The sequence below is a fragment of the Niallia sp. 03133 genome, from assembly GCF_052663225.1.
In genome coordinates this window covers 327,775-351,511 of the sequence record NZ_JBQTCY010000005.1, presented here as the reverse complement: position 1 = coordinate 351,511, position 23,737 = coordinate 327,775, and the positions used below count along the sequence as shown (strand labels likewise).

Annotated in this window: 19 protein-coding genes; 10 read left to right on the top strand and 9 right to left on the bottom strand. The window is 34.6% G+C overall.

Annotated features, from left to right (window positions below):
* Nucleotides 1-207: 207 nt before the first annotated feature.
* From ACTYBU_RS09850 to dnaA, 8 genes are all read right to left on the bottom strand, one after another.
* Nucleotides 208-1,278, bottom strand: a complete 1,071-nt coding sequence (locus ACTYBU_RS09850; RefSeq protein WP_445489265.1) for an HD-GYP domain-containing protein — start codon at nucleotides 1,276-1,278, stop codon at nucleotides 208-210.
* Nucleotides 1,279-1,439: 161 nt separating this feature from the next.
* Nucleotides 1,440-3,944 carry a DNA gyrase subunit A gene (gene gyrA, locus ACTYBU_RS09845; protein WP_445489264.1) on the bottom strand — a complete coding sequence of 835 codons (2,505 nt, stop codon included), beginning with the start codon at nucleotides 3,942-3,944 and terminating at the stop codon, nucleotides 1,440-1,442.
* A gap of 129 nt (nucleotides 3,945-4,073) precedes the next feature.
* Complete coding sequence (gyrB, locus tag ACTYBU_RS09840; RefSeq protein WP_445489263.1) at nucleotides 4,074-6,002, bottom strand: DNA topoisomerase (ATP-hydrolyzing) subunit B; 1,929 nt, start codon at nucleotides 6,000-6,002, stop codon at nucleotides 4,074-4,076.
* Nucleotides 6,003-6,064: 62 nt separating this feature from the next.
* Nucleotides 6,065-6,313 (bottom strand): extracellular matrix regulator RemB, encoded by a 249-nt coding sequence (gene remB / locus ACTYBU_RS09835; RefSeq protein ID WP_445489261.1) that lies wholly within the window; start codon nucleotides 6,311-6,313, stop codon nucleotides 6,065-6,067.
* Between the two features lie 16 nt (nucleotides 6,314-6,329).
* Nucleotides 6,330-7,448 (bottom strand): DNA replication/repair protein RecF, encoded by a 1,119-nt coding sequence (recF, locus tag ACTYBU_RS09830; RefSeq protein ID WP_445489259.1) that lies wholly within the window; start codon nucleotides 7,446-7,448, stop codon nucleotides 6,330-6,332.
* 389 nt (nucleotides 7,449-7,837) lie between these two features.
* Entirely contained in the window at nucleotides 7,838-8,050 is a 213-nt protein-coding gene (yaaA, locus tag ACTYBU_RS09825; protein ID WP_445489258.1) for a S4 domain-containing protein YaaA, read from the bottom strand.
* A gap of 273 nt (nucleotides 8,051-8,323) precedes the next feature.
* Nucleotides 8,324-9,457: a DNA polymerase III subunit beta gene (gene dnaN / locus ACTYBU_RS09820; protein WP_445489297.1), complete on the bottom strand. Its 1,134-nt coding sequence runs from the start codon at nucleotides 9,455-9,457 to the stop codon at nucleotides 8,324-8,326.
* A gap of 185 nt (nucleotides 9,458-9,642) precedes the next feature.
* Nucleotides 9,643-10,989 carry a chromosomal replication initiator protein DnaA gene (gene dnaA / locus ACTYBU_RS09815; protein ID WP_445489256.1) on the bottom strand — a complete coding sequence of 449 codons (1,347 nt, stop codon included), beginning with the start codon at nucleotides 10,987-10,989 and terminating at the stop codon, nucleotides 9,643-9,645.
* Between the two features lie 738 nt (nucleotides 10,990-11,727).
* Here dnaA and rpmH point away from each other — a divergent pair.
* The 10 genes from rpmH to ACTYBU_RS09765 all read left to right on the top strand — a co-directional run bounded on the left by rpmH (nucleotide 11,728) and on the right by ACTYBU_RS09765 (nucleotide 22,383).
* On the top strand, nucleotides 11,728-11,862 hold the full coding sequence (gene rpmH, locus ACTYBU_RS09810) for a 50S ribosomal protein L34 (protein ID WP_152116169.1): 135 nt from the start codon (nucleotides 11,728-11,730) through the stop codon (nucleotides 11,860-11,862).
* Nucleotides 11,863-12,104: 242 nt separating this feature from the next.
* A complete protein-coding gene (gene rnpA, locus ACTYBU_RS09805) occupies nucleotides 12,105-12,455 on the top strand; it encodes a ribonuclease P protein component (RefSeq protein ID WP_445489253.1) in 351 nt (116 codons plus the stop codon).
* 94 nt (nucleotides 12,456-12,549) lie between these two features.
* Nucleotides 12,550-13,329, top strand: coding sequence for a YidC family membrane integrase SpoIIIJ (spoIIIJ, locus tag ACTYBU_RS09800; RefSeq protein WP_445489251.1), 780 nt, complete (start codon nucleotides 12,550-12,552; stop codon nucleotides 13,327-13,329).
* Nucleotides 13,326-13,988, top strand: coding sequence for an RNA-binding cell elongation regulator Jag/EloR (gene jag, locus ACTYBU_RS09795; RefSeq protein ID WP_445489249.1), 663 nt, complete (start codon nucleotides 13,326-13,328; stop codon nucleotides 13,986-13,988). The genes spoIIIJ and jag overlap by 4 nt, the downstream gene beginning before the upstream one ends.
* Before the next feature lie 616 nt (nucleotides 13,989-14,604).
* Nucleotides 14,605-15,990 carry a tRNA uridine-5-carboxymethylaminomethyl(34) synthesis GTPase MnmE gene (gene mnmE / locus ACTYBU_RS09790; RefSeq protein WP_445489295.1) on the top strand — a complete coding sequence of 462 codons (1,386 nt, stop codon included), beginning with the start codon at nucleotides 14,605-14,607 and terminating at the stop codon, nucleotides 15,988-15,990.
* 66 nt (nucleotides 15,991-16,056) lie between these two features.
* Nucleotides 16,057-17,937 carry a tRNA uridine-5-carboxymethylaminomethyl(34) synthesis enzyme MnmG gene (mnmG, locus tag ACTYBU_RS09785; protein WP_445489294.1) on the top strand — a complete coding sequence of 627 codons (1,881 nt, stop codon included), beginning with the start codon at nucleotides 16,057-16,059 and terminating at the stop codon, nucleotides 17,935-17,937.
* A 33-nt stretch (nucleotides 17,938-17,970) separates the two neighbouring features.
* Nucleotides 17,971-18,690 carry a 16S rRNA (guanine(527)-N(7))-methyltransferase RsmG gene (rsmG, locus tag ACTYBU_RS09780; protein ID WP_445489246.1) on the top strand — a complete coding sequence of 240 codons (720 nt, stop codon included), beginning with the start codon at nucleotides 17,971-17,973 and terminating at the stop codon, nucleotides 18,688-18,690.
* Between the two features lie 426 nt (nucleotides 18,691-19,116).
* Nucleotides 19,117-20,007, top strand: a complete 891-nt coding sequence (noc, locus tag ACTYBU_RS09775) for a nucleoid occlusion protein (RefSeq protein WP_445489292.1) — start codon at nucleotides 19,117-19,119, stop codon at nucleotides 20,005-20,007.
* Nucleotides 20,008-20,771: 764 nt separating this feature from the next.
* The gene (locus ACTYBU_RS09770) at nucleotides 20,772-21,533 is read left to right on the top strand and encodes a ParA family protein (RefSeq protein ID WP_445489244.1); all 762 of its coding nucleotides are present in this window, start codon (nucleotides 20,772-20,774) and stop codon (nucleotides 21,531-21,533) included.
* The gene (locus tag ACTYBU_RS09765; RefSeq protein ID WP_445489243.1) at nucleotides 21,526-22,383 is read left to right on the top strand and encodes a ParB/RepB/Spo0J family partition protein; all 858 of its coding nucleotides are present in this window, start codon (nucleotides 21,526-21,528) and stop codon (nucleotides 22,381-22,383) included. Before ACTYBU_RS09770 ends, ACTYBU_RS09765 begins: the two co-directional genes overlap by 8 nt.
* A 225-nt stretch (nucleotides 22,384-22,608) precedes the next feature.
* On the opposite strand, the gene yyaC is transcribed toward ACTYBU_RS09765, so the two are convergent.
* Complete coding sequence (gene yyaC / locus ACTYBU_RS09760) at nucleotides 22,609-23,226, bottom strand: spore protease YyaC (protein ID WP_445489241.1); 618 nt, start codon at nucleotides 23,224-23,226, stop codon at nucleotides 22,609-22,611.
* Between the last annotated feature and the right edge of the window lie 511 nt (nucleotides 23,227-23,737).

Genomic DNA, 23,737 nt, shown 5'->3' with positions numbered 1-23,737 from the left:
TATATTAACATTTTCATTATTAATAAGTCAATAGTTTTTTCTTTTCTTTTCAAAAAACTATTTAATTAACTTGCTGACTTGTATGATTATAGCAACTTTTTTAATCCAACGCAACACTTTTTTTAAACAAAATCATAAATTTTAATAGAAATTCTTTAAAGGATTAATTCTAACCTATTTTTTTATTAAAAGTTAATTAACAAGAATCTATAGCAAAATTTCTTCAATAAAAAGATGTCGATTTTTTTCTAAATCTAATATTTTCTTTGTATCCAACATACTTAATAACGGACGTGTTGGGGATTTCTCATCTATAAATAAGACTCTTCCTTTTTCACCATTTGACAACCTTACTTTACTGCCCACAGCATATTGTATTATTCCCATACTTAGCGCATGAAGGATCGTCAAATCAAATTTCCCAAAATAATCCTGCTGTAATTGCTCCACCACTTTAAAAGGAGATTGTTTTCTTCTATACAGCCTTTCGGATGTCATTGCATGAAAAGTATCTGCAACAGAGATTATTTTTGCAAACGGATGTATTTTTTTTCCTTCATTGCCTAAAGGATAACCACTGCCGTCTAATCGTTCATGATGTTGGTAGATAGATATTCTTGCTTCATTTCTGAGCAGTGCATGTTCTGGTGTCATTTTAAAACTGTATTTTGTATGCTGTTTTACTTCATGAAATTCTTCCTCTGTTAAAGGTTCCGCTTTTTTCAACAATAAGGGGCTTACTTTTGCCATCCCAGCATCACACAAACAGCCTGCTAGAGCAACCTGAACTATTTCTCTTTTAGAATAATGTAATTTTTGTGCAAGATATGCACTTATAACAGCGACTGCAATTGAATGCTGATAAATATATTCTTCCTTATTAGATAAATGATAAAGAGAAAAAATTTCCTTGCTTGATGTTTCTATTTCATTGAGCAAAGGCAATAACAGAAGGCGTATATTGGCTATATTTACAGAGAGCCCAGATTGCCAACTTTGAAATTCTTTTTTATATTGCTGAACAGCTTGAAGAAATTTTTTAAAAAATGTTGTTTTCTCAATACTACAATCTTGAATTTCTCTATGCGATTCGACTAGATGGCTGCCATCCACTTGAGTATTTCCAATTATTACCTCTTTAATCAAAAATGCTTTTAAGAGATTAACGTGTCCATCATTAAGTACTGTTTTGGCTGTAATGATTGGCTTATTGGTTAAATTATAAACATCCTCCATTAGGATATACCCTGCTTTTAAATCACCTGTTTTTACTTTCATCTTATTTTCCACCCTTAATATACGGACTTTTTTACTATTTTACTGTATTTTCTTCACAATGTTAACACCTTTATTCCTAGTTATTTGTATGATATTAGTATGAAACCAAAAAGAAAAAGCTGCCAGGATATCTGACAGCTTTTTCACAACTATTAAGAACATTACTCTTCTATATCAGTTTCATTCTCAGACTGTGTTGAAGCTTCTTCCACTTCTTCCTCAGCCACTTCTTCTTCTTTTTCTACTTTTGCAACTGTTGCAACAAACTCATCGACATTTTCATTAAGTTTTATCAACTTAACTCCTTGTGTACTTCTGCCCATTGATGAGATATCACTGACTGCCATTCGAATTAAAACACCGCCAGTAGTAATAATCATTAAATCTTCTTCAGAGGTAACGGCTTTCATGGATACAAGTGGACCATTTTTATCCGTTATATTACATGTTTTAATCCCCTTGCCGCCTCTTCCTTGAATTCGATATTCGTCGGCAGATGTTCTTTTTCCAAATCCGTATTTTGTTACAATCAGGATTTCTGTATTTTCTTCTAATACTTCCATGCCAACAACTTCATCACTTTCAGAAAGCGAGATCCCTTTAACACCAGTAGCCGTTCTGCCCATTGATCGTACATCGGTTTCTGGGAAACGGATAAGTAAACCATTTTTTGTACCAATAATAATATCTTTTGACCCATCTGTTAATCGGACTGAAATTAATTCGTCTCCCTCTCTTAAATTCACAGCTATTAATCCGTTATTTCGAATATTAGCAAATGATGATAAAGGAGAACGTTTTGAAATCCCTTCTTTTGTAGTGAAAAATAAGAACCAATCATCTACAAATTCAGAAACAGGAATAATAGCATTTACCCACTCATCTTTCTCCACTCCAAGCAGATTAATAATTGGTATCCCTTTAGCTGTTCTGCTGAATTCAGGTATTTCATATCCTTTTAAACGATATACTTTCCCTTTGTTGGTGAAGAATAGAATAGTATCATGGGTGGATGTTGTACTTAATTGTTCAACAAAGTCATCATCATTTGTCCCCATTCCCTGTATTCCTCTTCCTCCGCGTTTTTGTGCACGATAAGTAGAAACAGGAAGACGCTTAATATAGCCGTTATGGGTTAGTGTAATAATAATATTTTCTTCAGGAATTAAATCTTCATCCTCTATATTTTCAATTCCGCCAGCCACAATCTCTGTACGGCGTTTATCATTAAAACGTTCTTTAACTTCCGATAGCTCTTCTCGAATAATTTCAAGAACTTTTTCTTCATCTGCTAAGATTGCTTTTAATTCTCCAATTAGTTCAATTAAAGATTTATATTCCTCTTCTATCTTTTCTCTCTCTAAACCGGTTAACCTTTGCAAACGCATATCTAAAATTGCCTGTGCTTGTTTTTCACTTAGATTAAAGTTCTCCATTAATCCTTGACGTGCAATATCAGTTGTTTGGGAACTGCGAATTAAACGGATCACTTCATCCAAATGATCTAATGCTATACGTAATCCTTCTAAAATATGAGCACGTGCTTCTGCTTTTCTTAATTCAAATTCTGTTCTTCTTCTTATTACTACTTTTTGATGATCTAAATAGTAAGAAAGACATTGTTTTAAATTAAGTACCTTTGGCTGCCCACCTACTAAGGCTAGTAAGTTTATCCCAAAGCTTGTCTGCATCGCTGTTTGTTTATATAAATTATTCAGCAATACATTTGCATTTGCATCTTTGCGCACTTCAATAACAATACGCATTCCATTGCGATCTGACTCATCTCTCAAATCGGTAATGCCATCTATCTTTTTATCACGTACCAATTCAGCAATTCTTTCAATTAACTTTGCTTTATTCACTTGGTAAGGAATTTCATTAACGATAATAACTTCTTTTCCGCTTGGCTTCGTCTCAATTTCTACTTTTGCTCTTACAATAATCGAACCGCGTCCAGTTTCGTAAGCTTTTCTTATACCGCTTCTTCCTAATATCATCCCGTATGTCGGAAAATCTGGTCCAGGTATAATTTCCATAAGCTCAGCAATAGAGATGTCCGGGTTCTTGCTCACAGCCAGAACTCCATCAATTACCTCTCCTAGTTGATGAGGCGGGATATTGGTTGCCATCCCTACAGCAATACCACTAGTTCCATTTACTAAAAGGTTTGGAAACCGAGAAGGCAAAACGACTGGTTCTTTTTCTTCCCCATCAAAATTCTCTTCATAATCAATTGTATCTTTATTAATGTCCCGAAGAAGCTCCATTGAGATTTTTGACATTCTTGCTTCTGTATAACGCATTGCCGCAGCAGAATCTCCATCAACAGAACCAAAGTTGCCGTGTCCATCAACTAACATATAACGATAGTTAAAATCCTGAGCCATACGAACCATTGTTTCATATACAGCACTATCACCATGTGGGTGGTATTTACCGATTACTTCCCCAACAATACGGGCAGATTTTTTGAATGGTTTATCAGAATGCATCCCTAGATCATGCATAGCATATAAAATACGTCTGTGAACAGGTTTTAGTCCGTCTCGTACATCTGGAAGAGCACGCGACACAATAACACTCATTGCATAATCTAAAAAAGAATCACGCATTTCTTTACTAATATTAATTTCTTGTATTTGAGAATTTGGCGTATCAGCCATGTAAAGGAACCTCCTTAAGAAAAGCGCAAGAAGCTAGAATTAATTCTAGCATCTTAAATAATCTTTCTTTTTTATAACCATTTATTTAAGTAAACAATCTTATTGTTTAGAAAAAAAGCATGAATTGCATTAAATATCTAAATTGGCATAGCTTGCATTTTCTTCAATAAAGTTTCTACGTGGTTCCACTTTATCGCCCATTAGCATTTCAAATGTTTCATCTGCTTCAATTGCATCATCTAGACTAACTTGAAGCAGCGCTCTTGTTGATGGATCCATTGTTGTTTCCCACAATTGGTCTGCATTCATTTCTCCCAACCCTTTATAACGTTGAATATTTGGTTTAGGAGAGGCTGGGAGTGATTTCATTATTTCATCCAGTTGTTTCTCATTATAAGCATATTCGATGCGTTTTCCTTGCTGTACTTTAAAAAGCGGCGGCTGTGCGATATAGATATAACCAGCCTCGACAATTTTCCTCATATAACGATAAAAGAATGTTAACAGCAATGTTCGAATATGTGCTCCATCCACGTCTGCATCTGTCATAATAACGACCTTATGGTATCGGGCTTTTGATAGATCGTAATCATCTCCAATCCCTGTACCTATTGCCGTAATCATGGATCTTACTTCATTATTAGAAAGTATTTTATCTAACCTTGCCTTTTCTACATTAAGAATTTTTCCTCTCAACGGCAAAATCGCTTGAAAATGACGATCTCTTCCTTGCTTCGCTGAACCGCCGGCTGAATCTCCCTCAACAATAAAAAGCTCGCTGATTTCCGGGTCTTTTGAAGAACAATCTGCCAATTTACCTGGTAAACTGGATACTTCTAAAGCACTCTTGCGTCGTGTTAATTCTCTAGCCTTTTTAGCTGCTATTCTAGCTCTTAATGCCATTTGACCTTTATCTACAATCTTTCGAGCAACTGTCGGTGTTTCCAATAGGAATTTTTCAAAATGATCAGCAAAAATAGTATCTGTAATAGCACGTACTTCAGAGTTTCCTAATTTTGTTTTTGTTTGTCCTTCAAACTGTGGATCTGGATGCTTAATGGATACTATAGCTACCAATCCTTCTCTTACATCTTCTCCTGAAAGATTGGGTTCAGCATCTTTTAACATGCCATTTTTTCTTGCATAATCATTAATAGCTCGTGTTAAAGCAGTTTTAAATCCAGATTCATGTGTACCGCCTTCATGCGTGTTAATATTATTCGCAAAGGAAAAAATATTTCCAGTATATCCGCCATTGTATTGCAGGGAGACTTCAATTGTAATCCCATCTTTTTCACCTTCAATATAGATAGGCTCTTCAAATAGCACATCTTTATTGCGATTTAAGTGCTCAATATAGGACTTAATACCACCTTCATAGTGATATTCTTTTCGTTTTTCCGTTCCTTCTCTTTTATCTTCAATAGTAATACGAATATTACGGTTTAAAAAGGCTAGTTCTCTGATTCTATTAGCCAGCGTTTCATAGTCGTATTCCAATGTTTCTCTAAATATTTCTCCGTCCGGTTTAAAACGAGTAATAGTACCAGTTGTGTCACTTTCACCGATTATTTTTAAATCTGCACTTGGTACACCTTTTTCGTATTTTTGGTAATATACATTTCCATCACGGTGAACATAAACTTCTAATTCTGTTGAAAGTGCATTAACAACCGAAGCACCTACACCATGCAAGCCTCCAGATACTTTATATCCGCCTCCGCCGAATTTTCCCCCAGCATGAAGTACTGTCATAATTACTTCAACAGCAGGTCTGCCCATTTTCTCTTGAATACCAACTGGAATCCCACGTCCATTATCTTTTACAGTAATACTATTGTCTTTTTCAATGATCACGTTTATTTCATCACAGTAGCCCGCCAACGCTTCATCAATACTGTTATCGACAATTTCCCATACTAAATGGTGTAGACCTTTCCCACTAGTAGAACCTATATACATACCCGGTCGTTTGCGGACTGCTTCTAATCCTTCTAAAACCTGTATTTGGCTTTCGTCGTAAGATTGTTGTTCAACTGGATTTTGTTCCATTGACATATTCGATCACCTAACTTTCCATTGACATACAAATTTAACTTTTTTATTTCAAAATGTACAGATTAATATTCCTGCACCATCAATTTATTTGATCTTTTTTTTAATGTATTTGAAGCAATAGGTGAAAAGTAAATAGCATCTTTTGTAATAACGATTGATTTATAAGAAACATTTTCTGTATGAACAATTGTTTTTTTATTTGTTTCTAAAAACTCATTCGTAATATCAGAAGAAGCCATTGTTTGTTTATCCAATATTGTAATAATATCAAAAGTCCTTACTAGTATATTTTCACCAATATGAACATACATGATTTCCACCTCAACCTTATTGAATCTTATGAATCTTTCCTGATTCCACACTAAAAGTTGAAGCTTCTTTTAATGTTTGATGATCGATTCCATCTACATTTGTCGTTGTTACAAATGTCTGCACTTTCCCCTGAATTGTATTTAATAAGTGGGATTGACGATAGTCATCTAATTCAGAAAGTACGTCATCTAACAAAAGAATTGGATACTCTCGAATTTCAGAATGTATCAATTCTATTTCAGCCATTTTTATCGATAATGCGGTTGTTCGCTGTTGTCCTTGTGAACCGAAAGTTTGCACATCTCTTCCGTTTACAAAAAAGAGCAAATCATCACGATGCGGTCCAAACAAGGTCAATCCCCGATCAATTTCCCGTTTTTTTAAACTGGAATACTTTTCTTCGTATACTTCCATCATTTTCGACAAATCTTGCTCTTCTGATACATCTACAGAGGGTTTATACTGAATTTTTAATGTTTCCAATCCTCTAGATATTCCTTTGTGGATAGGAACTGCCCAATTTTCTAATAAGTGAAGGAATTCATATCGTTTCGCGACAATTTTAGCTGCTGCTTGAATAAATTGTTCTGTTAAGATATCAAGCATTGTATCATCTGTTTGTTTTTTTGATTGCAATTGTTTTAAATAAGAATTCCGCTGCTGTAATATTTTTTGATATTGTCCCATATCATGTAAATATACTGGCGAAATTTGTCCAATCTCCATATCAATAAATCTCCGTCTGATTTGAGGACTTCCTTTTACTAGATTGAGATCCTCGGGGGCAAACATAACAACATTCATGTTCCCGATGTACTGGCTTAATTTGCGCTGTTCAATATGATTATACTTTGCCTTTTTTCCTTTTTTCGACACAATTAATTGCATGGGTAACTGCCCATGTGTTTTTTGTAATCTACCTTCTATTTTAGCATATTCTGTGTCCCAGCGAATAAGATCTTTATCGTTTGAGGTACGGTGGGACTTTGCCATTGCTAATACATAAATAGATTCCATCACATTGGTTTTTCCTTGTGCATTTTGACCTAAGATAACATTTACCTTATTTTCGAATTCCATTTCTAATTGCTCGTAATTTCGATAATTCCTTAAAAGCAACTGTTCAATAAACATATGGTTTCATCCTTTTTATATGGAAAAGGGGTTGGAGCTGCGCAAACTTTATTGAAAAAATCGAACAATGGTGCTCCACAGTTTGTTTTTCCCATTGTTAAATATGGATTTGCTTTGCTCTCGCCTCCTTTTAGGTTTGGCTCTGTTAAACTTGCCTGTTGATTTCCGTTCCAGGCGTTCGCTTTCCGCGGGCGGTCCGGGAGCCTCCTCGGCGCTATGCGCCTGTGGGGTCTCCCGCTGACTCGCTTTTCCCGCAGGAGTCTCACGCCTTCCACTCCAATCAACATAGTGCTAAAATCAACAATGAGCTTTAACATAGCCTTAGGTTTAAATCTGCCGACATTTCCATTTTAGAAGTTGGAGATGAAGAACTAGTCTCCGTGTGAGTTTTACAAAACAGTAAATTTGCCGAATGAAGGAATATCAACGATGTCTCCAGATCGAAGCTTTCTACCTCTTCTTTGATCTTGTTCACCATTGATAAACACTTCGTACTCACTAAGAAACCATTTTGCCATTCCACCTGATTGTATTATTTCTGCTGCTTTTAGGAATTGACCTAAAGTGATATATTCCGTAGCTATTTTAATTTGATTAGTCATTTTTTCACTCTTTCAAGTTTAATCGTATCTTTTTATTTTACTAAATATTTGTTGGATACACAAAGAAAACTGCAAGATTTCTATTTTTAGCGGCTAATTAGGAGGAAATTTGAATATTTTTATATAAAGGTGTGGATTTTTCTATTTGAAACCTTTTATTAGAATCCATTTTTCACTAGTAGTTGTTCAAGATGATGTCATACAGACAGTTTGATTAAAAACTTCTAAAACACTCTTTATGCCTAACTTGTAAGCATAAAGAGTATACAGATTTTAATAAGTTCTTACAGGAAGAATCAGCTGTAATGTAGAGTCATCATTCATTGGATGAATAACAAAGGGACGCATTGCACCAGTGAAACTAATTTTCACCTCTGTACCTTCCAACGCTTTTAATGCATCCATCATGTATTTAGCGCTAAATGAAATCTTTAACTCTTCCCCATTTATGGACTCGCTTACCAGCTCTTCAATTACTTTTCCAATTTCCGGTGTGAACGAAGATATTTCAATAACATCTTCCTCTAGTGTTGAAAACTTAACAACATTGTTTCGTCCTTCTCGAGCAAGCAATGAAGCTCGGTCAATTGCCTGTAAAAATTCCTTGGAATTTACCACAATATCAGTTTTGCTTTCTGTTGGGATTAGACGATTCGTATCTGGATAGTTTCCTTCTAATAAACGAGAAAAGAAAAGAATATGTTTTGTTTTAAATAATACTTGATTTTCTGTGACTACTATTTCTACTTGTTCATTTTGATCATCTAATATCCGGTTCAACTCATTCAAACTCTTTCCTGGTATAACAATATTATAAGATTGATCCGCAACAGAATCTATTTTCGCTTTTCTCAATGCAAGACGATGACTATCTGTTGCAATACAGATTAAGTTATCGTTTTCCACTTTCCAGTTTACACCTGTCAATATCGGGCGTGTTTCTGAGGCGGACACTGCGAATACAGTTTGTTTGATAATGTGTTTAAGAAGATCTGATGGAATTTTAAATACATTTTGCTCTGAAATTTGAGGCAAATGAGGATAGTCTTCAGAGTCAAGGCCATTTAAATTAAATTCCGATTTGCCAGATCGAATAACCGTTTGTAAATTATCTACTTCAATTTCTACTTGATTGGTAGGAAGTTTTTTAACGATTTCACTAAAAAATTTCGCTTGAAGAACAATAGATCCTGGATTTTCCAATTGCACAATTTCTAAATCATTCTCTTCTTTTGGAATAAAGGATTCAATGGAAATATCAGAATCACTTCCTGTTAAAGTAACACCTTCTGCTGAGGCAACTATTTTAATCCCCGTTAATATTGGGATGGTTGTTCTGCTGGTAATTGCTTTCATAACATCCTGCACACTTTGGACAAGATAATCTTTTTGGATGATAAATTTCATCATTTAATCCTCCGATTCTTTTATTTCTAATAGCTTTATTTTAATAATTATTCTTTAAAAAAATAGTAGTAATAATAGTAGGGCCTGTTAATTTGTGGATAACTTGAATTTGTAAAGGAAACACAGTCTATCCACATGTGGATAGACTGTGTCTAAGTAGTAATAAGTTATACACAATATTCCATCTAAATTTTTAATGTTTCATTGATATCTTTTAATTGTTTTTGCAAAAGAGAATCAGCTGCTAGAAGTTTTGAAATTTTTTCGTGAGCATGAATGACCGTTGTATGATCTCTTCCGCCAAATTCTTCTCCAATTTTAGGCAAAGAAAAATCAGTTAGCTCTCTAGATAAATACATGGCAATTTGTCTTGGAAAAGCAATAGATTTTGTTCTCTTTTTTGCCTTAAAGTCTTCTAGTTTTATATTAAAATGCTCACCGACTACTTTTTGAATATCATGGATCGTAATAACTCTTGGTTTAGAACTTGGAACAATATCTTTTAAAGCTTCAGCAGCTAAATCTGCGTTTATATCTTTATTAATTAAAGAGGAATAAGCGACAACTCGAATAAGTGCACCCTCTAATTCACGAATATTCGTGTCAATTTGATTAGCAATATAAAGCATTACTTCATTTGGAATATCCAAACCGTCAGCTTTTGCTTTTTTTCTTAAAATAGCAATTCTTGTTTCTAAATCGGGAGGAGTAATATCGGTAATCAGTCCCCATTCAAAGCGTGAACGTAATCGATCCTCTAAAGTGGGAATTTCCTTCGGGGGCCGATCACTTGAAATAATAATCTGCTTACTTTCTTCATGCAAAGTATTAAAAGTATGAAAAAATTCTTCCTGAGTTGATTCTTTTCCCGCTAGGAATTGAATATCATCTATTAAAAGTACATCTACATTACGATATTTATCACGAAATTGAGCGCCTTTATTATCGCGGATGCTGTTAATAAATTCATTTGTAAATTTTTCAGATGATAAATAAACGACTTTGGCAGAAGGATTATGGTCTAAAACATAATGTCCTATTGCATGCATTAAGTGAGTCTTTCCGAGCCCGACTCCTCCATAAATAAAAAGAGGATTATATGCTTTAGCTGGTGCTTCTGCAACAGCCAATGATGCAGCATGAGCAAATCTGTTTCCTGAACCAATGACAAAAGTATCAAATATATATTTAGGGTTCAAGATTGTTTGCGGGAAATCTGGAGATTCTTCAGTCTTTTTTCGTTGTTTTGCAGAAATTTGCAGATCAAACTCTTCTTCTTTTTGATTATGAGGAATAATAAATTTTATACCAAGCTCTTCACCCGTTATTTCATAGAGAATTCCTGAAATAAGTTGGGAATATCGTTCTTCTAGCCAATCACGCGCAAATTCATTTGGAGCAGTAATGACTAAACTGTCTCCTTGTAAAGCGTGCGCCTTTGTAGATTTTAGCCATGTATCAAAACTAGGTTTACTTATTTTTTTTTCAATATTAACGAGAGCGCTGTTCCATAAATCCGCAATGTTTTCCAAGTAGTCCCCTCCTTTTCTATTTATTGGCGTGCTGAAAAGAACAGATTTTTTCATATAAGGAATCTGCAGTATATACTTATTCTTTTTTTGATGTGGAAAAATATATAATAAGGAAATAAAGTGATATTTCGACAGTATCCACCATTTGTGGACAACTTTCTTCAGGCATGTCTAATAACCTGTCCACAGCTTATCCACATTCTGTGGATAATGAAGTTATACACAGAAATTATTCAAATGTGAAAACAAAACTATAATATCAAAAATTCATAATAACTGCAATGGTTTTTCATAGCTTATCCACAAGCATAACATTCTGTTAATAAAAAATGTCCACAGTTTATGAGTTTGTTAAAAAGCTGTAAATAAGCATTGTGGATAGAGGAGAACGATGTCGAAATTTATCCACAGACCAAATTTGAGAGAATAAATATAGAGAGAATAACTTTTGAAAAAAATTTATTTTGGTGACAATAGAGTTAGAAAAGATGATAAAATTCCTAATATGAGTGAAAAAACATTTTTTATCTCAGTTGAAGTTCTTTTGACATACTAGTGCCGATGTCAAGAAAACAAGAAATGAAAGAGGCAATAAGAAATAAAAATAGGCTGAGCGTGAAAAAAGAATTTATGCAGGGACAAAAGAAAATAAATGAGTGGTTGACAATTAAACACCTAAGTTTATATAATTGTAAGGACTGTCTGTAACAGCTATTCCTCAGGGAGGTGTCATATAAAATGAAAAGAACTTTTCAACCAAATAAACGTAAAAGAAGTAAAGTTCACGGATTCCGCAGCCGTATGAGCAGTGCGAATGGGCGTAATGTTTTAGCTCGTCGTCGACGCAAAGGAAGAAAAGTATTATCAGCTTAGGCCACTGAAACGTCAGTGGTCTTTTTTCAATTAAGACAGGCAAAATGCAAAATACGGTAACAGAGCAGAAGCATCTTCTTCTTAAACTTATGACATATACTATTTTCTTAGAGGATTGATTGTATTTTTTCTTAATCCGAATTAACTTTAAATAAGATTAATTCGATCCAAAAATGCGAAATAAGAATGTAATATACATACGATAGATTCAAAAGGATGGAAGAATAGAAGGAGTTTATAAGTTGAAGAAAGAATTTAGAATAAAAAAAAATAAAGAGTTTCAACTAGTATTTAAAAATGGTCAATCTTTTGCCAATCGCCAGTTTGTTGTTTATAAACTTCCTAAAAAGGGTCAAGATCATTTCCGTATTGGTCTTTCTGTAAGCAAAAAGATTGGGAATGCTGTTGTAAGAAATAAAACGAAACGATATATAAGACAAGTGTTTTTAGAATTAGAGAATCTGCTCGATCAGGAAGCAGATTATGTCATTATTGCGAGAAAACCTGTTTCTGAAATGAATTATGAAGAAATATCCAAAAGTCTAAATCATGTATTAAAGGTTGCAAAAGTGATCAAAAAGAAGAAAACATAAAAAAAAATTGATAAAGCGTTTCCTATGTACAGAATAGTAAGATACAATTAATTCATCATTTATTTTCAAATCAAAATATAGGAGGATTTGACGGTTGAAAAAGAAATTATTTTTGCTAATTGGTCTTCTATTTTTAGTGGCCATTCTAACAGGATGTTCGGAGTTTAATAAGCCGATTACATCAGAGAGTGAAGGAATTTGGAATGAATATATCGTTTATCCATTATCACAGTTAATTATAAAAACTGCTGAATTTGCAGGAGGAAACTTTGGTCTTTCTATTATTATTGTAACTATTCTAGTCCGTTTAGTTATTTTGCCTTTAATGATTAAACAGACGAAGAATAGTAAAGCAATGCAGGCAATTCAGCCTGAAATGGAAAGTCTTAGAAAGAAATACAGCTCTAAAGATCAGAAAACACAGCAAAAACTTCAAGAAGAAACGATGAAGCTGTTTCAAGCAAATAATGTAAATCCTCTTGCAGGATGTTTTCCATTACTTGTGCAAATGCCAATTTTAATAGGATTTTACCATGCAATTTCCCGTACTAGAGAAATTGCTGCACATGAATTTTTATGGTTTAACCTAGGGCAGCCGGATCCTATTTATCTGTTGCCGATTCTTGCAGGTGTTACTACTTTTATCCAAACGAAAATGACAATGGCAGGTACTGCTGGTCAAAATCCGCAATTAGTTATGATGCAGTGGATTATGCCGGTTATGATTTTAGTATTTGCAGTTAATTTCCCTGCTGCACTTTCTTTATACTGGGTTGTCGGGAATATTTTTACTATTATCCAAACCTTTTTTATAAAAGGACCAGAAAAAAAACAGACTCTAGAAGCTAGTAACTCGGGAGGAGCAAAAAAGTGAGAGAAGTCACTGCTACAGGACAAACAGTCGAAGCAGCAGTAGAATCAGCTTTAGCTCAATTGAAAACAACAAAGAATCAGGCAGAGATTATTGTTGTTGACGAAGGAAAAAAAGGTTTTTTTGGTTTTGGAGCCCGTTCTGCTGTTGTTCATGTAAAAGTACGGATAAATCCAATTGATCAAGCAAAAGATTACTTATTAGATGTATGCAGCAATATGGGAGTTAACGTGGAGGTTGCTCTTCAGCAAAGCGGTAAAAATATTCTATTTCAATTATCCGGTGAAAAAATTGCGCTATTAATTGGAAAAAGAGGGCAGACACTAAATTCTTTACAATATTTAACGCAATTAGTGATTAATAAAGAAGCGGATCAATATTATAATTTAAAATTAGATGCGGAAGGCTATCGTACACGTCGAAAAGAAGCGTTAATTCAGCTTGCCGAACGGATGGCATATAAAGCAAAAAGGGCAGGAAAGGAATTTTCGCTTGAGCCAATGCCAGCAGAAGAAAGGAAAATTATTCATGCTGCATTGGTTTCTTTTAAAGGAATTAAAACGTATTCCTCAGGGGAACATGGCAATCGGCATATTATTATTTCACCTGTGAATGCAGAAAAAGGACAGCTCCAGCATAAATCTAAGAACAGATATAAGTAAATAAACGGTAGAACGCTTAAAGGAGAACATTCTCTTTTTTAAGCGTTTTTTTTTTATGATTAGGCTCTGTTAAATTTCATTGTTGATTTTTGAATGGTCAGGGAATCTACTCGCTTTCCGCGGACAAACAGCCAAGCCTCCTCGCTCGCCCCGCGGAAAGCGTGTGGTAAGCATCGGAAAACCGAACGAAAACCTCTGCTTTGTTGAATTGTCACTATCTATATTTTATAGCATTCACTTTTTCAGTGACCTCCGTACCCGTCTTGCGGGGTCTTACAGCCCGTTTTTTAAGCAGGAGTCTCGCAAATTCCCTTCCCAAAAACAACATTATCGTTTAACACTGCCTATGATTAAAAAATCTTGTGAATGAATAGTCCCAAAATGTATGGATTGTTTCTTTTTAAGAAGATTGGCTGTTTTAGTGCTTGTTTTATTGTTATTCACATGTGGATAAGATAGAATGGTATAAGGATAAAAAATTAATGTGGATAAGTGTGTATAATTTTTTCTTTTTAAATAGTTGTGGATATGTTAATCTAGAGTCTTGTAATAATGAAACGCTAGTTATGTCATGCTTTATATAGATTAAAGAAGTTAGAGAATAGAGGTGAAGAAAATGGATTTTGATACGATTGCTGCGATATCGACTCCAATGGGCGAGGGAGCGATTGCGATTGTTCGAGTTAGTGGACCGGATGCATTTATGATTGGAGATAAGCTTTTTCAAAGTATTAGTAGGAAGAAAATAAGTGAAGTGCCAAGTCATACAATTCATTACGGCCATATAATAGATCCAGAAACAGACGAATTAGTGGAAGAAGTAATGGTTTCTGTTATGAAGGGCCCGAAGACATTCACAAAAGAAGATATTATTGAAATAAACTGTCATGGTGGGATTGCTTCTGTAAATCGTCTTCTTCAACTGCTGGTAGTTCATGGAGCAAGGCTTGCAGAGCCGGGTGAGTTTACAAAAAGAGCATTTTTAAATGGTCGTATTGATTTATCACAAGCAGAAGCTGTAATGGATTTAATAAGAGCAAAAACGGACAGGGCAATGAATATGGCGCTGGGGCAAATGGAAGGAAGATTATCCAAGCTGATAAAAACACTAAGGCAGGAAATTCTGGAAACATTGGCTCAAGTAGAAGTGAACATAGATTACCCTGAATATGATGATGTTGAAGAAATGACACATCAAATGATGTTAAATAAATCAAGATTTGTTAAATCTGAAATAGAAAAACTATTGCAAACATCCCAGCAAGGGAAAATTCTTAGAGAAGGACTATCTACAGTAATTGTAGGAAGACCGAATGTAGGAAAATCTTCTTTGTTGAATACGTTAGTGCAGGAAAGTAAAGCAATTGTTACAGATATTCCTGGTACAACCAGAGATGTTATAGAAGAGTATGTAAATATTCGGGGAGTACCGCTTAGACTGGTAGATACTGCAGGAATTCGGGAAACAGAGGATATTGTTGAAAAAATTGGCGTGGAAAAGTCACGCCAAGTTTTAAAAGAGGCTGATTTAATTCTATTGGTATTAAATTATGCAGATGAACTGACAATTGAGGATATAAATTTATTTAAAGCAGTAGAAGGCATGGATTATATTGTAATAGTTAATAAAACTGATTTACCGCACAAAATAGATATGGATAGGGTTCGAGAATTAGCAAACAATCAAAAAATGGTGACAATTTCCTTATTAGAAGATAATGGTGTTAACCAATTAGAGGATGCAATATCTACACTGTTTTTTGAAGGAGCAATTGAAGCAAGCGATATAACCTATGTTTCAAATACAAGACATATATCTTTGCTTAATCAGGCGAAACAATCCATAAATGAAGCAATTTCAGGAGTGGAAATGGGAACTCCGATTGATATAGTGCAAATAGATTTAACAAGAACTTGGGAATTACTAGGGGAAATTATAGGCGATAGTGTCCATGAAAGTTTAATTGATCAATTATTTTCACAGTTTTGTCTTGGAAAATAATATTCAAATTAGTATGGTTCCAGCTTTTTAGAAAGAATAGAAATGAAATATAAGGAGGCAAGCATGATGCATTACGAAGCAGGTAGCTTTGATGTTATCGTAATTGGGGCAGGGCATGCCGGCTGTGAGGCAGGACTTGCATCGGCAAGACTAGGTGCAAAAACATTGATGTTAACCATTAACCTCGATATGGTTGCTTTTATGCCATGCAATCCATCGGTTGGTGGTCCAGCAAAAGGAATTGTTGTGAGAGAAATTGATGCCCTGGGTGGTGAAATGGGGAAAAACATCGATAAAACATATATTCAAATGAGAATGTTGAATACAGGGAAAGGCCCAGCTGTAAGAGCACTAAGAGCGCAAGCAGATAAATTCATGTATCAGCATGAAATGAAAAAAACATTAGAAAATGAACCAAACTTAACATTAATTCAAGGAATGGTAGAACAGTTAATTGTGGAAGACGGCATAGTAAAAGGGGTTGTAACAAAAACTGGTGCTGTTTTTACAGCAAAAACAGTTGTTGTGACAACAGGTACTTATCTTCGCGGAGAGATTATTCTTGGTGAATTAAAATATTCAAGCGGTCCGAATAATCAACAGCCATCCATTCGCTTATCAGAGCATTTGCAAGAATTAGGTTTTGATTTAGTTCGTTTTAAAACAGGAACTCCTCCTAGGGTAAATAGTCATTCCATTGATTATAGCAAAACAGAAATTCAGCCTGGCGATGATGTACCAAGAGCTTTTTCATACGAAACAACAAAATATATTACAGAACAGCTTCCATGCTGGTTAACCTATACAAATGAAACAACCCATCAAATTATCGATTCAAACTTACATCGTTCACCGATGTATTCTGGAATGATCAAAGGAACTGGACCACGCTATTGTCCATCCATTGAAGATAAAGTGGTCCGTTTTAATGATAAACCGAGACATCAAATCTTCTTAGAACCGGAAGGGAAAAATACGCAAGAGGTTTATGTGCAAGGACTTTCTACAAGTTTGCCGGAAGATGTTCAGCAGAAAATATTAAGAACAATCCCTGGTTTGGAAAAAGTACAAATGATGCGAGCTGGTTATGCCATTGAGTATGATGCAATTGTCCCTACGCAGCTGTGGCCGACATTAGAAACGAAAAAAATTCAAAATCTATATACTGCTGGCCAAATTAATGGAACATCTGGTTATGAAGAAGCGGCAGGACAAGGGCTGATGGCTGGAATAAATGCCGGTTTAAGAGCATTGAACAAAGATGAAGTCATTTTAAGCCGTTCTGATGCTTATATTGGCGTATTAATTGACGACTTAGTTACAAAAGGGACGAATGAACCATATCGTCTTCTAACATCCAGAGCAGAATATCGATTATTGCTTCGTCATGATAATGCAGATTTACGTTTAACAGATATTGGCGAAAAAATCGGATTGATCTCAAAAGAACGCTATGAAAAATTCTCAACGAAAAAACAGTTGATTGAGCAAGAAAAACAACGTTTAAAAGAGATTATTCTAAAGCCGAATGAACAAGTTCAAACGATAATAAAAGAGCAAGGCGGAAGTGAATTAAAAGACGGTATTCGAGCAGCGGATTTATTAAGAAGACCAGAAATGAACTATAGCCATATTCACTTATTAGCCCCTAGTGAACTTCCACTAACAGATGAAGTAATGGAACAGGTCGAAATACAGATAAAATATGAAGGGTATATCGAAAAATCCTTACAGCAAGTAGAGAGACTGAAAAAAATGGAAAACAAAAAAATACCGGAAAATATTGATTATGATGCGATTTCAAGTTTGGCAACAGAAGCAAAACAAAAGCTTAAAACTGTTCGTCCGTTATCTCTAGCTCAAGCATCAAGAATTTCAGGTGTTAATCCAGCAGATATTTCGATCCTTTTAGTCTATTTAGAACAAGGTCGCATAGCAAGAGTGTAAACAGCATTAATTTTGTATTGAAAGGGTTCAATCATGAATATAGAAAAATTTATTCAACTGCTTTCAGAAGAGGGAATCACCCTATCAGAAAGACAGCTGGAACAATTTGAGATGTACTTTCACACATTAGTTGAATGGAATGAAAAAATGAATCTTACTGCTATAACAGATAAAGAAGATGTGTACTTAAAACACTTTTTTGATTCTATTACGGCATCATTTTATTATGATCCATTGAAAGAGCCTGCGACTCTTTGTGATGTAGGTGCAGGAGCAGGATTTCCAAGCATTCCATTAAAAATTGTTTTTCCCCAATTAAAAGTAACAATAGTGGATTCTTTAATGAAGAGAATACATTTTTTAGAGCATTTAGCTAAGAAACTTCAGTTAGAGGATGTAGAATTTATACACGATCGTGCTGAAACATTTGGGAAAAAGAATGATTATCGGGAAAACTTTGACATTGTAACTGCTAGAGCAGTAGCAAGATTATCTGTCTTAAGCGAATTATGTTTGCCGCTTGTAAAGGTCGGAGGTACATTTGTAGCGATGAAAGCGGCAAGCGCAAAGGAAGAATTACAAGCAGGTCAAAAAGCAATTTCCATTCTAGGTGGAAAACTAGTGGATGCTCACTCTTTTGTTTTGCCAGAAGAAGAAAGCGAACGAAACATTTTGATTATCTCTAAAGAAAAACAGACACCAAAGAAATATCCGAGAAAACCAGGTACACCAAATAAAGAACCAATAGAATAAAATTCTTGCTTCTTCTCGAACTTATGTCCTAGCTTCTAGCAATAAGAAAATGGGGGCTATTGCCTAAGTGCAGGATAAAGAAAGAAGGAGCAAGATAAATGGTTCTTTTACCTACTTTGATCAGGAGCCTTACACTATCTATTTATTTAACTTGATTAAAGACAAAATGTAATTTGTAAGAATTTCAGACTGATCGAAATCGTTTGTATTTCCTGTGAACAACTAGAAAAGCTGTGTTTGTCGATAGTCTGCTATCGATCTTAATTAGACTATATCATTTTTCTTAACTACTATATAATATAACTATTAATGGCACATTCTATGAAAATTCGAGAAGTTTCTTATTATAATTAGTATATTTTGCAGGACATGCTATTCATTTTAGAGAATATGTAATAGGGAGTTTCGTAAAGGTGGTGCAGGGTGATGAAGCCTTCTTTCTCACGCTTTTTTGGCCTAGGCGAAAAGGAAGATCAATCAGAAGTAAGTCAAATTGGAGCAGAAGATGCTAATGAGGAGTTGGAGAAGTTGGGGAACAATGAGGAGATTAATAAAATTCCTATCAATCAAATTGTTCCAAACCGTTTTCAGCCAAGAACGGTATTTGATGATGAAAAAATTGAAGAATTATCAAGAACGATCCACACACATGGCATTATTCAACCAATTGTAGTCAGAGAGTTTGAAACGGATAAATATGAAATCATAGCTGGTGAAAGAAGATGGCGAGCTATGAAAAAATTGGGCTGGGAAGAAGTTCCTGCCATTATAAAAAATATGAGCGATACAGAAACAGCTTCTGTTGCGCTAATTGAAAATCTTCAAAGAGAAGAGCTTTCTCCAATTGAAGAAGCAATTGCTTACGGAAAATTATTGGAGCTACATAATTTAACGCAGGAAGCACTTGCACAAAGACTTGGAAAAGGTCAATCAACGGTTGCTAATAAATTACGATTATTAAAGCTCCCAGAAGAAATTCAGGATGCTTTATTAAATAAACACATTTCTGAACGACATGCACGTTCTATGATTCCATTAAAAGAAAAAGAAAAACAGCTGCGTCTTCTTCAGGAGATTATTGAAAAGAATTTGAATGTGAAGCAAACAGAAGAACGTGTTATAAAAATGCTCGAGCAATCGGAGGTTAAACCGAAGCCTAAACGCAGAGCTTTCAGCAAAGACATGCGTATTGCCGTTAATACTATTCGTCAATCTTTAACAATGGTCTCTGACAGCGGCATTAATTTAAATGCAGAAGAAGAAGAATTTGATGATTTTTATCAATTTACGATTAAAATACCGAAGAAGAAATCATAACTATTATATTACTAATCCTTTGTGAGAATATTAACCAATTTGTTTGGTTTTAATATCTCACATTTTTTCTTTCTAAAAGCTTTCATAAAATTCTCCCTTTTGAATCCTCTATTCCTAAAATTTGATGCAAATCATTTCCAATTTATACATATTTTAAATAGGACAGTGGCTATATAGTAGTTTTTTAAAACCTTGTTTTTTTAAGAGAGAAGAAAGTATAAGTTTTCTGAAGTCAGATAGCTGTCTAGCTCCAGCGCCTATTGCCTATCGAACTTCAGGTCTTCTCCCTACGATAAGTCAACATCGATTCGCTAACGCTCATCGTGTTTCCTTTATCTCAGTCGAAGCCCTTCCAGTTCGTACGGCAATGAGCAAGGCGCTTGCGCTTTTCTTACTTTAAATGGAATCAGTTTTTAGTAAAACTAGTAGAATCTATTCTATAAAAGCAAAAGATATCTTGTTTAAAATTTTTTAAGAAAAAACATTGCTTGAAAAAAAGACGATATTTAGAAGTTTTCATGATAAAATAATATACAGGATTGAGTATAGTGGCATTACGTCAGAAAAGAATGGATCGTTAACTATATAAGATCAAAAGAAATAGAAGAAAATTATATCTAGTAGGACTTAAATTTACAACACCCCATACAACTTTGCTGTTAAACGCGCCATATGGAAGTAGATTTTCCGCAATTGGGAATTTACTGTAATAGACGCTTTGTATGTTTTATTATGATTTTATGGTATTAAAGGTAGGTGACATCATGGGAAAAATAATAACGGTAGCTAACCAAAAAGGGGGAGTTGGAAAAACAACTACCTCGGTCAATCTTGGCTCTTGTTTAGCATATATCGGGAAAAAAGTATTATTAGTAGATATTGATCCACAAGGGAATGCAACGAGTGGAGTCGGAATTGAAAAAGCAGATGTAGACTATTGTGTTTATGATGTATTAGTAGATGATTTGGAGGCAAAGCAAGTAATAAAAGCTACAAATGTCGAAAACCTTCAAGTAATTCCGGCAACGATTCAGCTTGCTGGAGCGGAAATTGAACTAGTTTCTACCATTTCAAGAGAAGTCCGTTTAAAAAGAGCGCTTGAAGAAGTAAAAGATAACTATGATTATATACTAATTGATTGTCCGCCATCACTAGGACTGCTGACAATTAATGCGTTAACTGCATCAGATGCAGTATTAATACCAGTTCAATGTGAATATTATGCATTGGAAGGTTTAAGTCAGCTGCTGAATACAGTGAGACTTGTACAAAAACATTTGAATCATGAGTTGGCGATTGAAGGCGTTCTTTTAACTATGTTGGATGCACGCACAAATTTAGGGCTGCAGGTAATTGAAGAAGTGAAAAAATATTTTCAAGATAAAGTGTATAAAACCATTATTCCAAGAAATATACGTTTAAGTGAAGCTCCTAGCCATGGTGAACCGATCATTATTTATGATCCAAAGTCTCGTGGTGCTGAAGTTTATTTAGAATTGGCAAAGGAAGTGGTAACTAGTGGCTAAAGGATTAGGGAAAGGTCTTGATGCTTTTTTTCCAAGTATGAAGGTAGAGAAGGAAGAAGTTGTGAAAGAAATAAATATAAAAGAACTTCGACCAAACCCTTATCAGCCAAGAAAAGTCTTTGAGAAGGAAGCTATAGAAGAATTAAAAGCGTCTATTTTAGAACATGGAATATTGCAGCCAATCATTGTACGAAAAAGTATCAAAGGATTCGAAATTGTTGTTGGTGAACGTAGGTATCGTGCAGCAAAAGAAGCTAACTTAGCTGCAATTCCAGCAGTAGTTCGTGAACTGTCCGAACAACAAATGATGGAACTGGCTGTATTGGAAAATCTTCAAAGAGAGGATTTATCTCCAATTGAAGAAGCACATGCTTATCAAATGCTAATGAAAAAGTTGAAAATTACGCAAGAAGAACTTTCCAAGCGCCTAGGAAAAAGCAGACCTCATATCGCAAATCATGTACGATTATTATCATTGCCTAAGCCCATCCAAGACAATATATCACAAGGAACATTATCTATGGGCCATGGGAGAGCATTGTTAAGTTTAAAAAATAAAGACAAACTATCTTTAGTTGTAGAAAAAGTAATAAGTGAAGGATTAAACGTTCGTCAACTAGAACATTTAATTCAACAGATGAACGAAAATGTTTCACGTGAAACAAAAAACGAAAAAAAAATTGTCAAAAGCGTTTTTATAAAAGAGCAGGAATCTTATTTACGGGAAAGATTCGGTACTACTGTCCATATTAAACAAACAAAAAACAAGGGGAAAATAGAAATTGAGTTTTTCTCTGAAGATGATTTGGAAAGACTATTACAATTGTTTGCAATAGAAAATAATGAATAGGAAATGATTATGTTTTGAAATTTCATCACCCCATCAGTGGGAAAAATCATTCCCGCTGATGGTTGATATTTAACGTTTATTAGCAACTGTTGAAGCACGCTTACTTTTTTGTAAGGTGTATTTTTTTATCAATTCGTTTATTTTTATTCTTTTTTGGATGGTTTGTATAAACTGTTTAGTTATGGTGGTACATAATATTATGCTGTAAATACTACTTATATTTGTTTAAACTGGTCTTTCATTTACAGGGTACTCGGTTATATCAGATGCAGTCATATAGCGTAAACTAGTGTGATAAATACCTTTTGAAATCGTTTTAGCCATATTTAAAACTAAACTTAATCTAGTATTTTGCAATACTAAAAACTCCATAAATCCACTAATATTGACAATTCCTGTTATATGGATGTTTCCGACATGTGGTAATTCTTTATTGACTCCACTTCCTGGTTTAACGGGTCCATCACCAAGTTGAATGATGCCAATGCTCTTCATTCTTCCTAAACATGCATCAATCCCAATTATAAAAGGGTTTTTATGCATGGTATTTATTTCTTTTAATTTTTCCTCGAGGTTCAGTGCATGTATGGGGTCTTCTAAAGTACCGTAAACGTTAAAAGGAGCTATGTTCTTTTCACTTAATAAAGTGCCAATAAGTGGACCTAATGAATCACCAGTGGATCGATCTGTGCCAATGCAAACGAATACAATGGGCTGATTACATGTGGTTGGCGGCAAAAAGTTAGATAAAGAGTCTGCAAGTTTATAAGCTGCTAATTGTTCGTTATAAGCAATTCTGACCGGCAGTTCTTTTTTTTCAAAAAGATTGGAATATATGGTCATTAGATCTACTCCTTTATCACTTAAGACTAAAATCAAGGTTTTACAATCTACCTTTTTCCTTGATAGAATATTTTTATAAAGTGAACCTTCCATCAGTCGGGGCTTCATCCCTCACTGATGGAAGGTTGCGATCCACAGCATGTGGATCACACAAATGTTGCCACAGGAAGTGGCGACCTAAGTTTGTGTACCTCCCGGACCTTTACGGGCAGTTATGCCCCACCTAACTTCCTCGATTTCCCGGTATCTTGAGGTGGGGGTCTTACTGACCGTTAAGAGTGGGATGAAAAATATTCTTTAGGAATGGTCCTAGAATGATTATAGTAGTAACAGTATACGGAAATATTTAGCATTCTATACATAAACAGCAATAATTCCTTTAGAATAGGGGAAAAAGTTGGAGTAAACCTAATGTTAGTAAGCATTTAGTCATTCTTTATATAATTACTACAAAGTCTGCGGAAAACCTGTTAAAATAAATTTATTTTCTAATAATAAATCCTTTTTCTAA

Excerpts from the sequence above, each read along its gene's own strand:
- ACTYBU_RS09850 (WP_445489265.1), bottom strand. The coding sequence starts at position 1,278 with ATGAAAGTAAAAACAGGTGATTTAAAAGCAGGGTATATCCTAATGGAG.
- gyrA (WP_445489264.1), bottom strand. The coding sequence starts at position 3,944 with ATGGCTGATACGCCAAATTCTCAAATACAAGAAATTAATATTAGTAAA.
- gyrB (WP_445489263.1), bottom strand. The coding sequence starts at position 6,002 with ATGTCAATGGAACAAAATCCAGTTGAACAACAATCTTACGACGAAAGC.
- remB (WP_445489261.1), bottom strand. The coding sequence starts at position 6,313 with ATGTATGTTCATATTGGTGAAAATATACTAGTAAGGACTTTTGATATT.
- recF (WP_445489259.1), bottom strand. The coding sequence starts at position 7,448 with ATGTTTATTGAACAGTTGCTTTTAAGGAATTATCGAAATTACGAGCAA.
- yaaA (WP_445489258.1), bottom strand. The coding sequence starts at position 8,050 with ATGACTAATCAAATTAAAATAGCTACGGAATATATCACTTTAGGTCAA.
- dnaN (WP_445489297.1), bottom strand. The coding sequence starts at position 9,457 with ATGAAATTTATCATCCAAAAAGATTATCTTGTCCAAAGTGTGCAGGAT.
- rpmH (WP_152116169.1), top strand. The coding sequence starts at position 11,728 with ATGAAAAGAACTTTTCAACCAAATAAACGTAAAAGAAGTAAAGTTCAC.
- mnmE (WP_445489295.1), top strand. The coding sequence starts at position 14,605 with ATGGATTTTGATACGATTGCTGCGATATCGACTCCAATGGGCGAGGGA.
- mnmG (WP_445489294.1), top strand. The coding sequence starts at position 16,057 with ATGCATTACGAAGCAGGTAGCTTTGATGTTATCGTAATTGGGGCAGGG.
- rsmG (WP_445489246.1), top strand. The coding sequence starts at position 17,971 with ATGAATATAGAAAAATTTATTCAACTGCTTTCAGAAGAGGGAATCACC.
- noc (WP_445489292.1), top strand. The coding sequence starts at position 19,117 with ATGAAGCCTTCTTTCTCACGCTTTTTTGGCCTAGGCGAAAAGGAAGAT.
- ACTYBU_RS09770 (WP_445489244.1), top strand. The coding sequence starts at position 20,772 with ATGGGAAAAATAATAACGGTAGCTAACCAAAAAGGGGGAGTTGGAAAA.
- yyaC (WP_445489241.1), bottom strand. The coding sequence starts at position 23,226 with ATGACCATATATTCCAATCTTTTTGAAAAAAAAGAACTGCCGGTCAGA.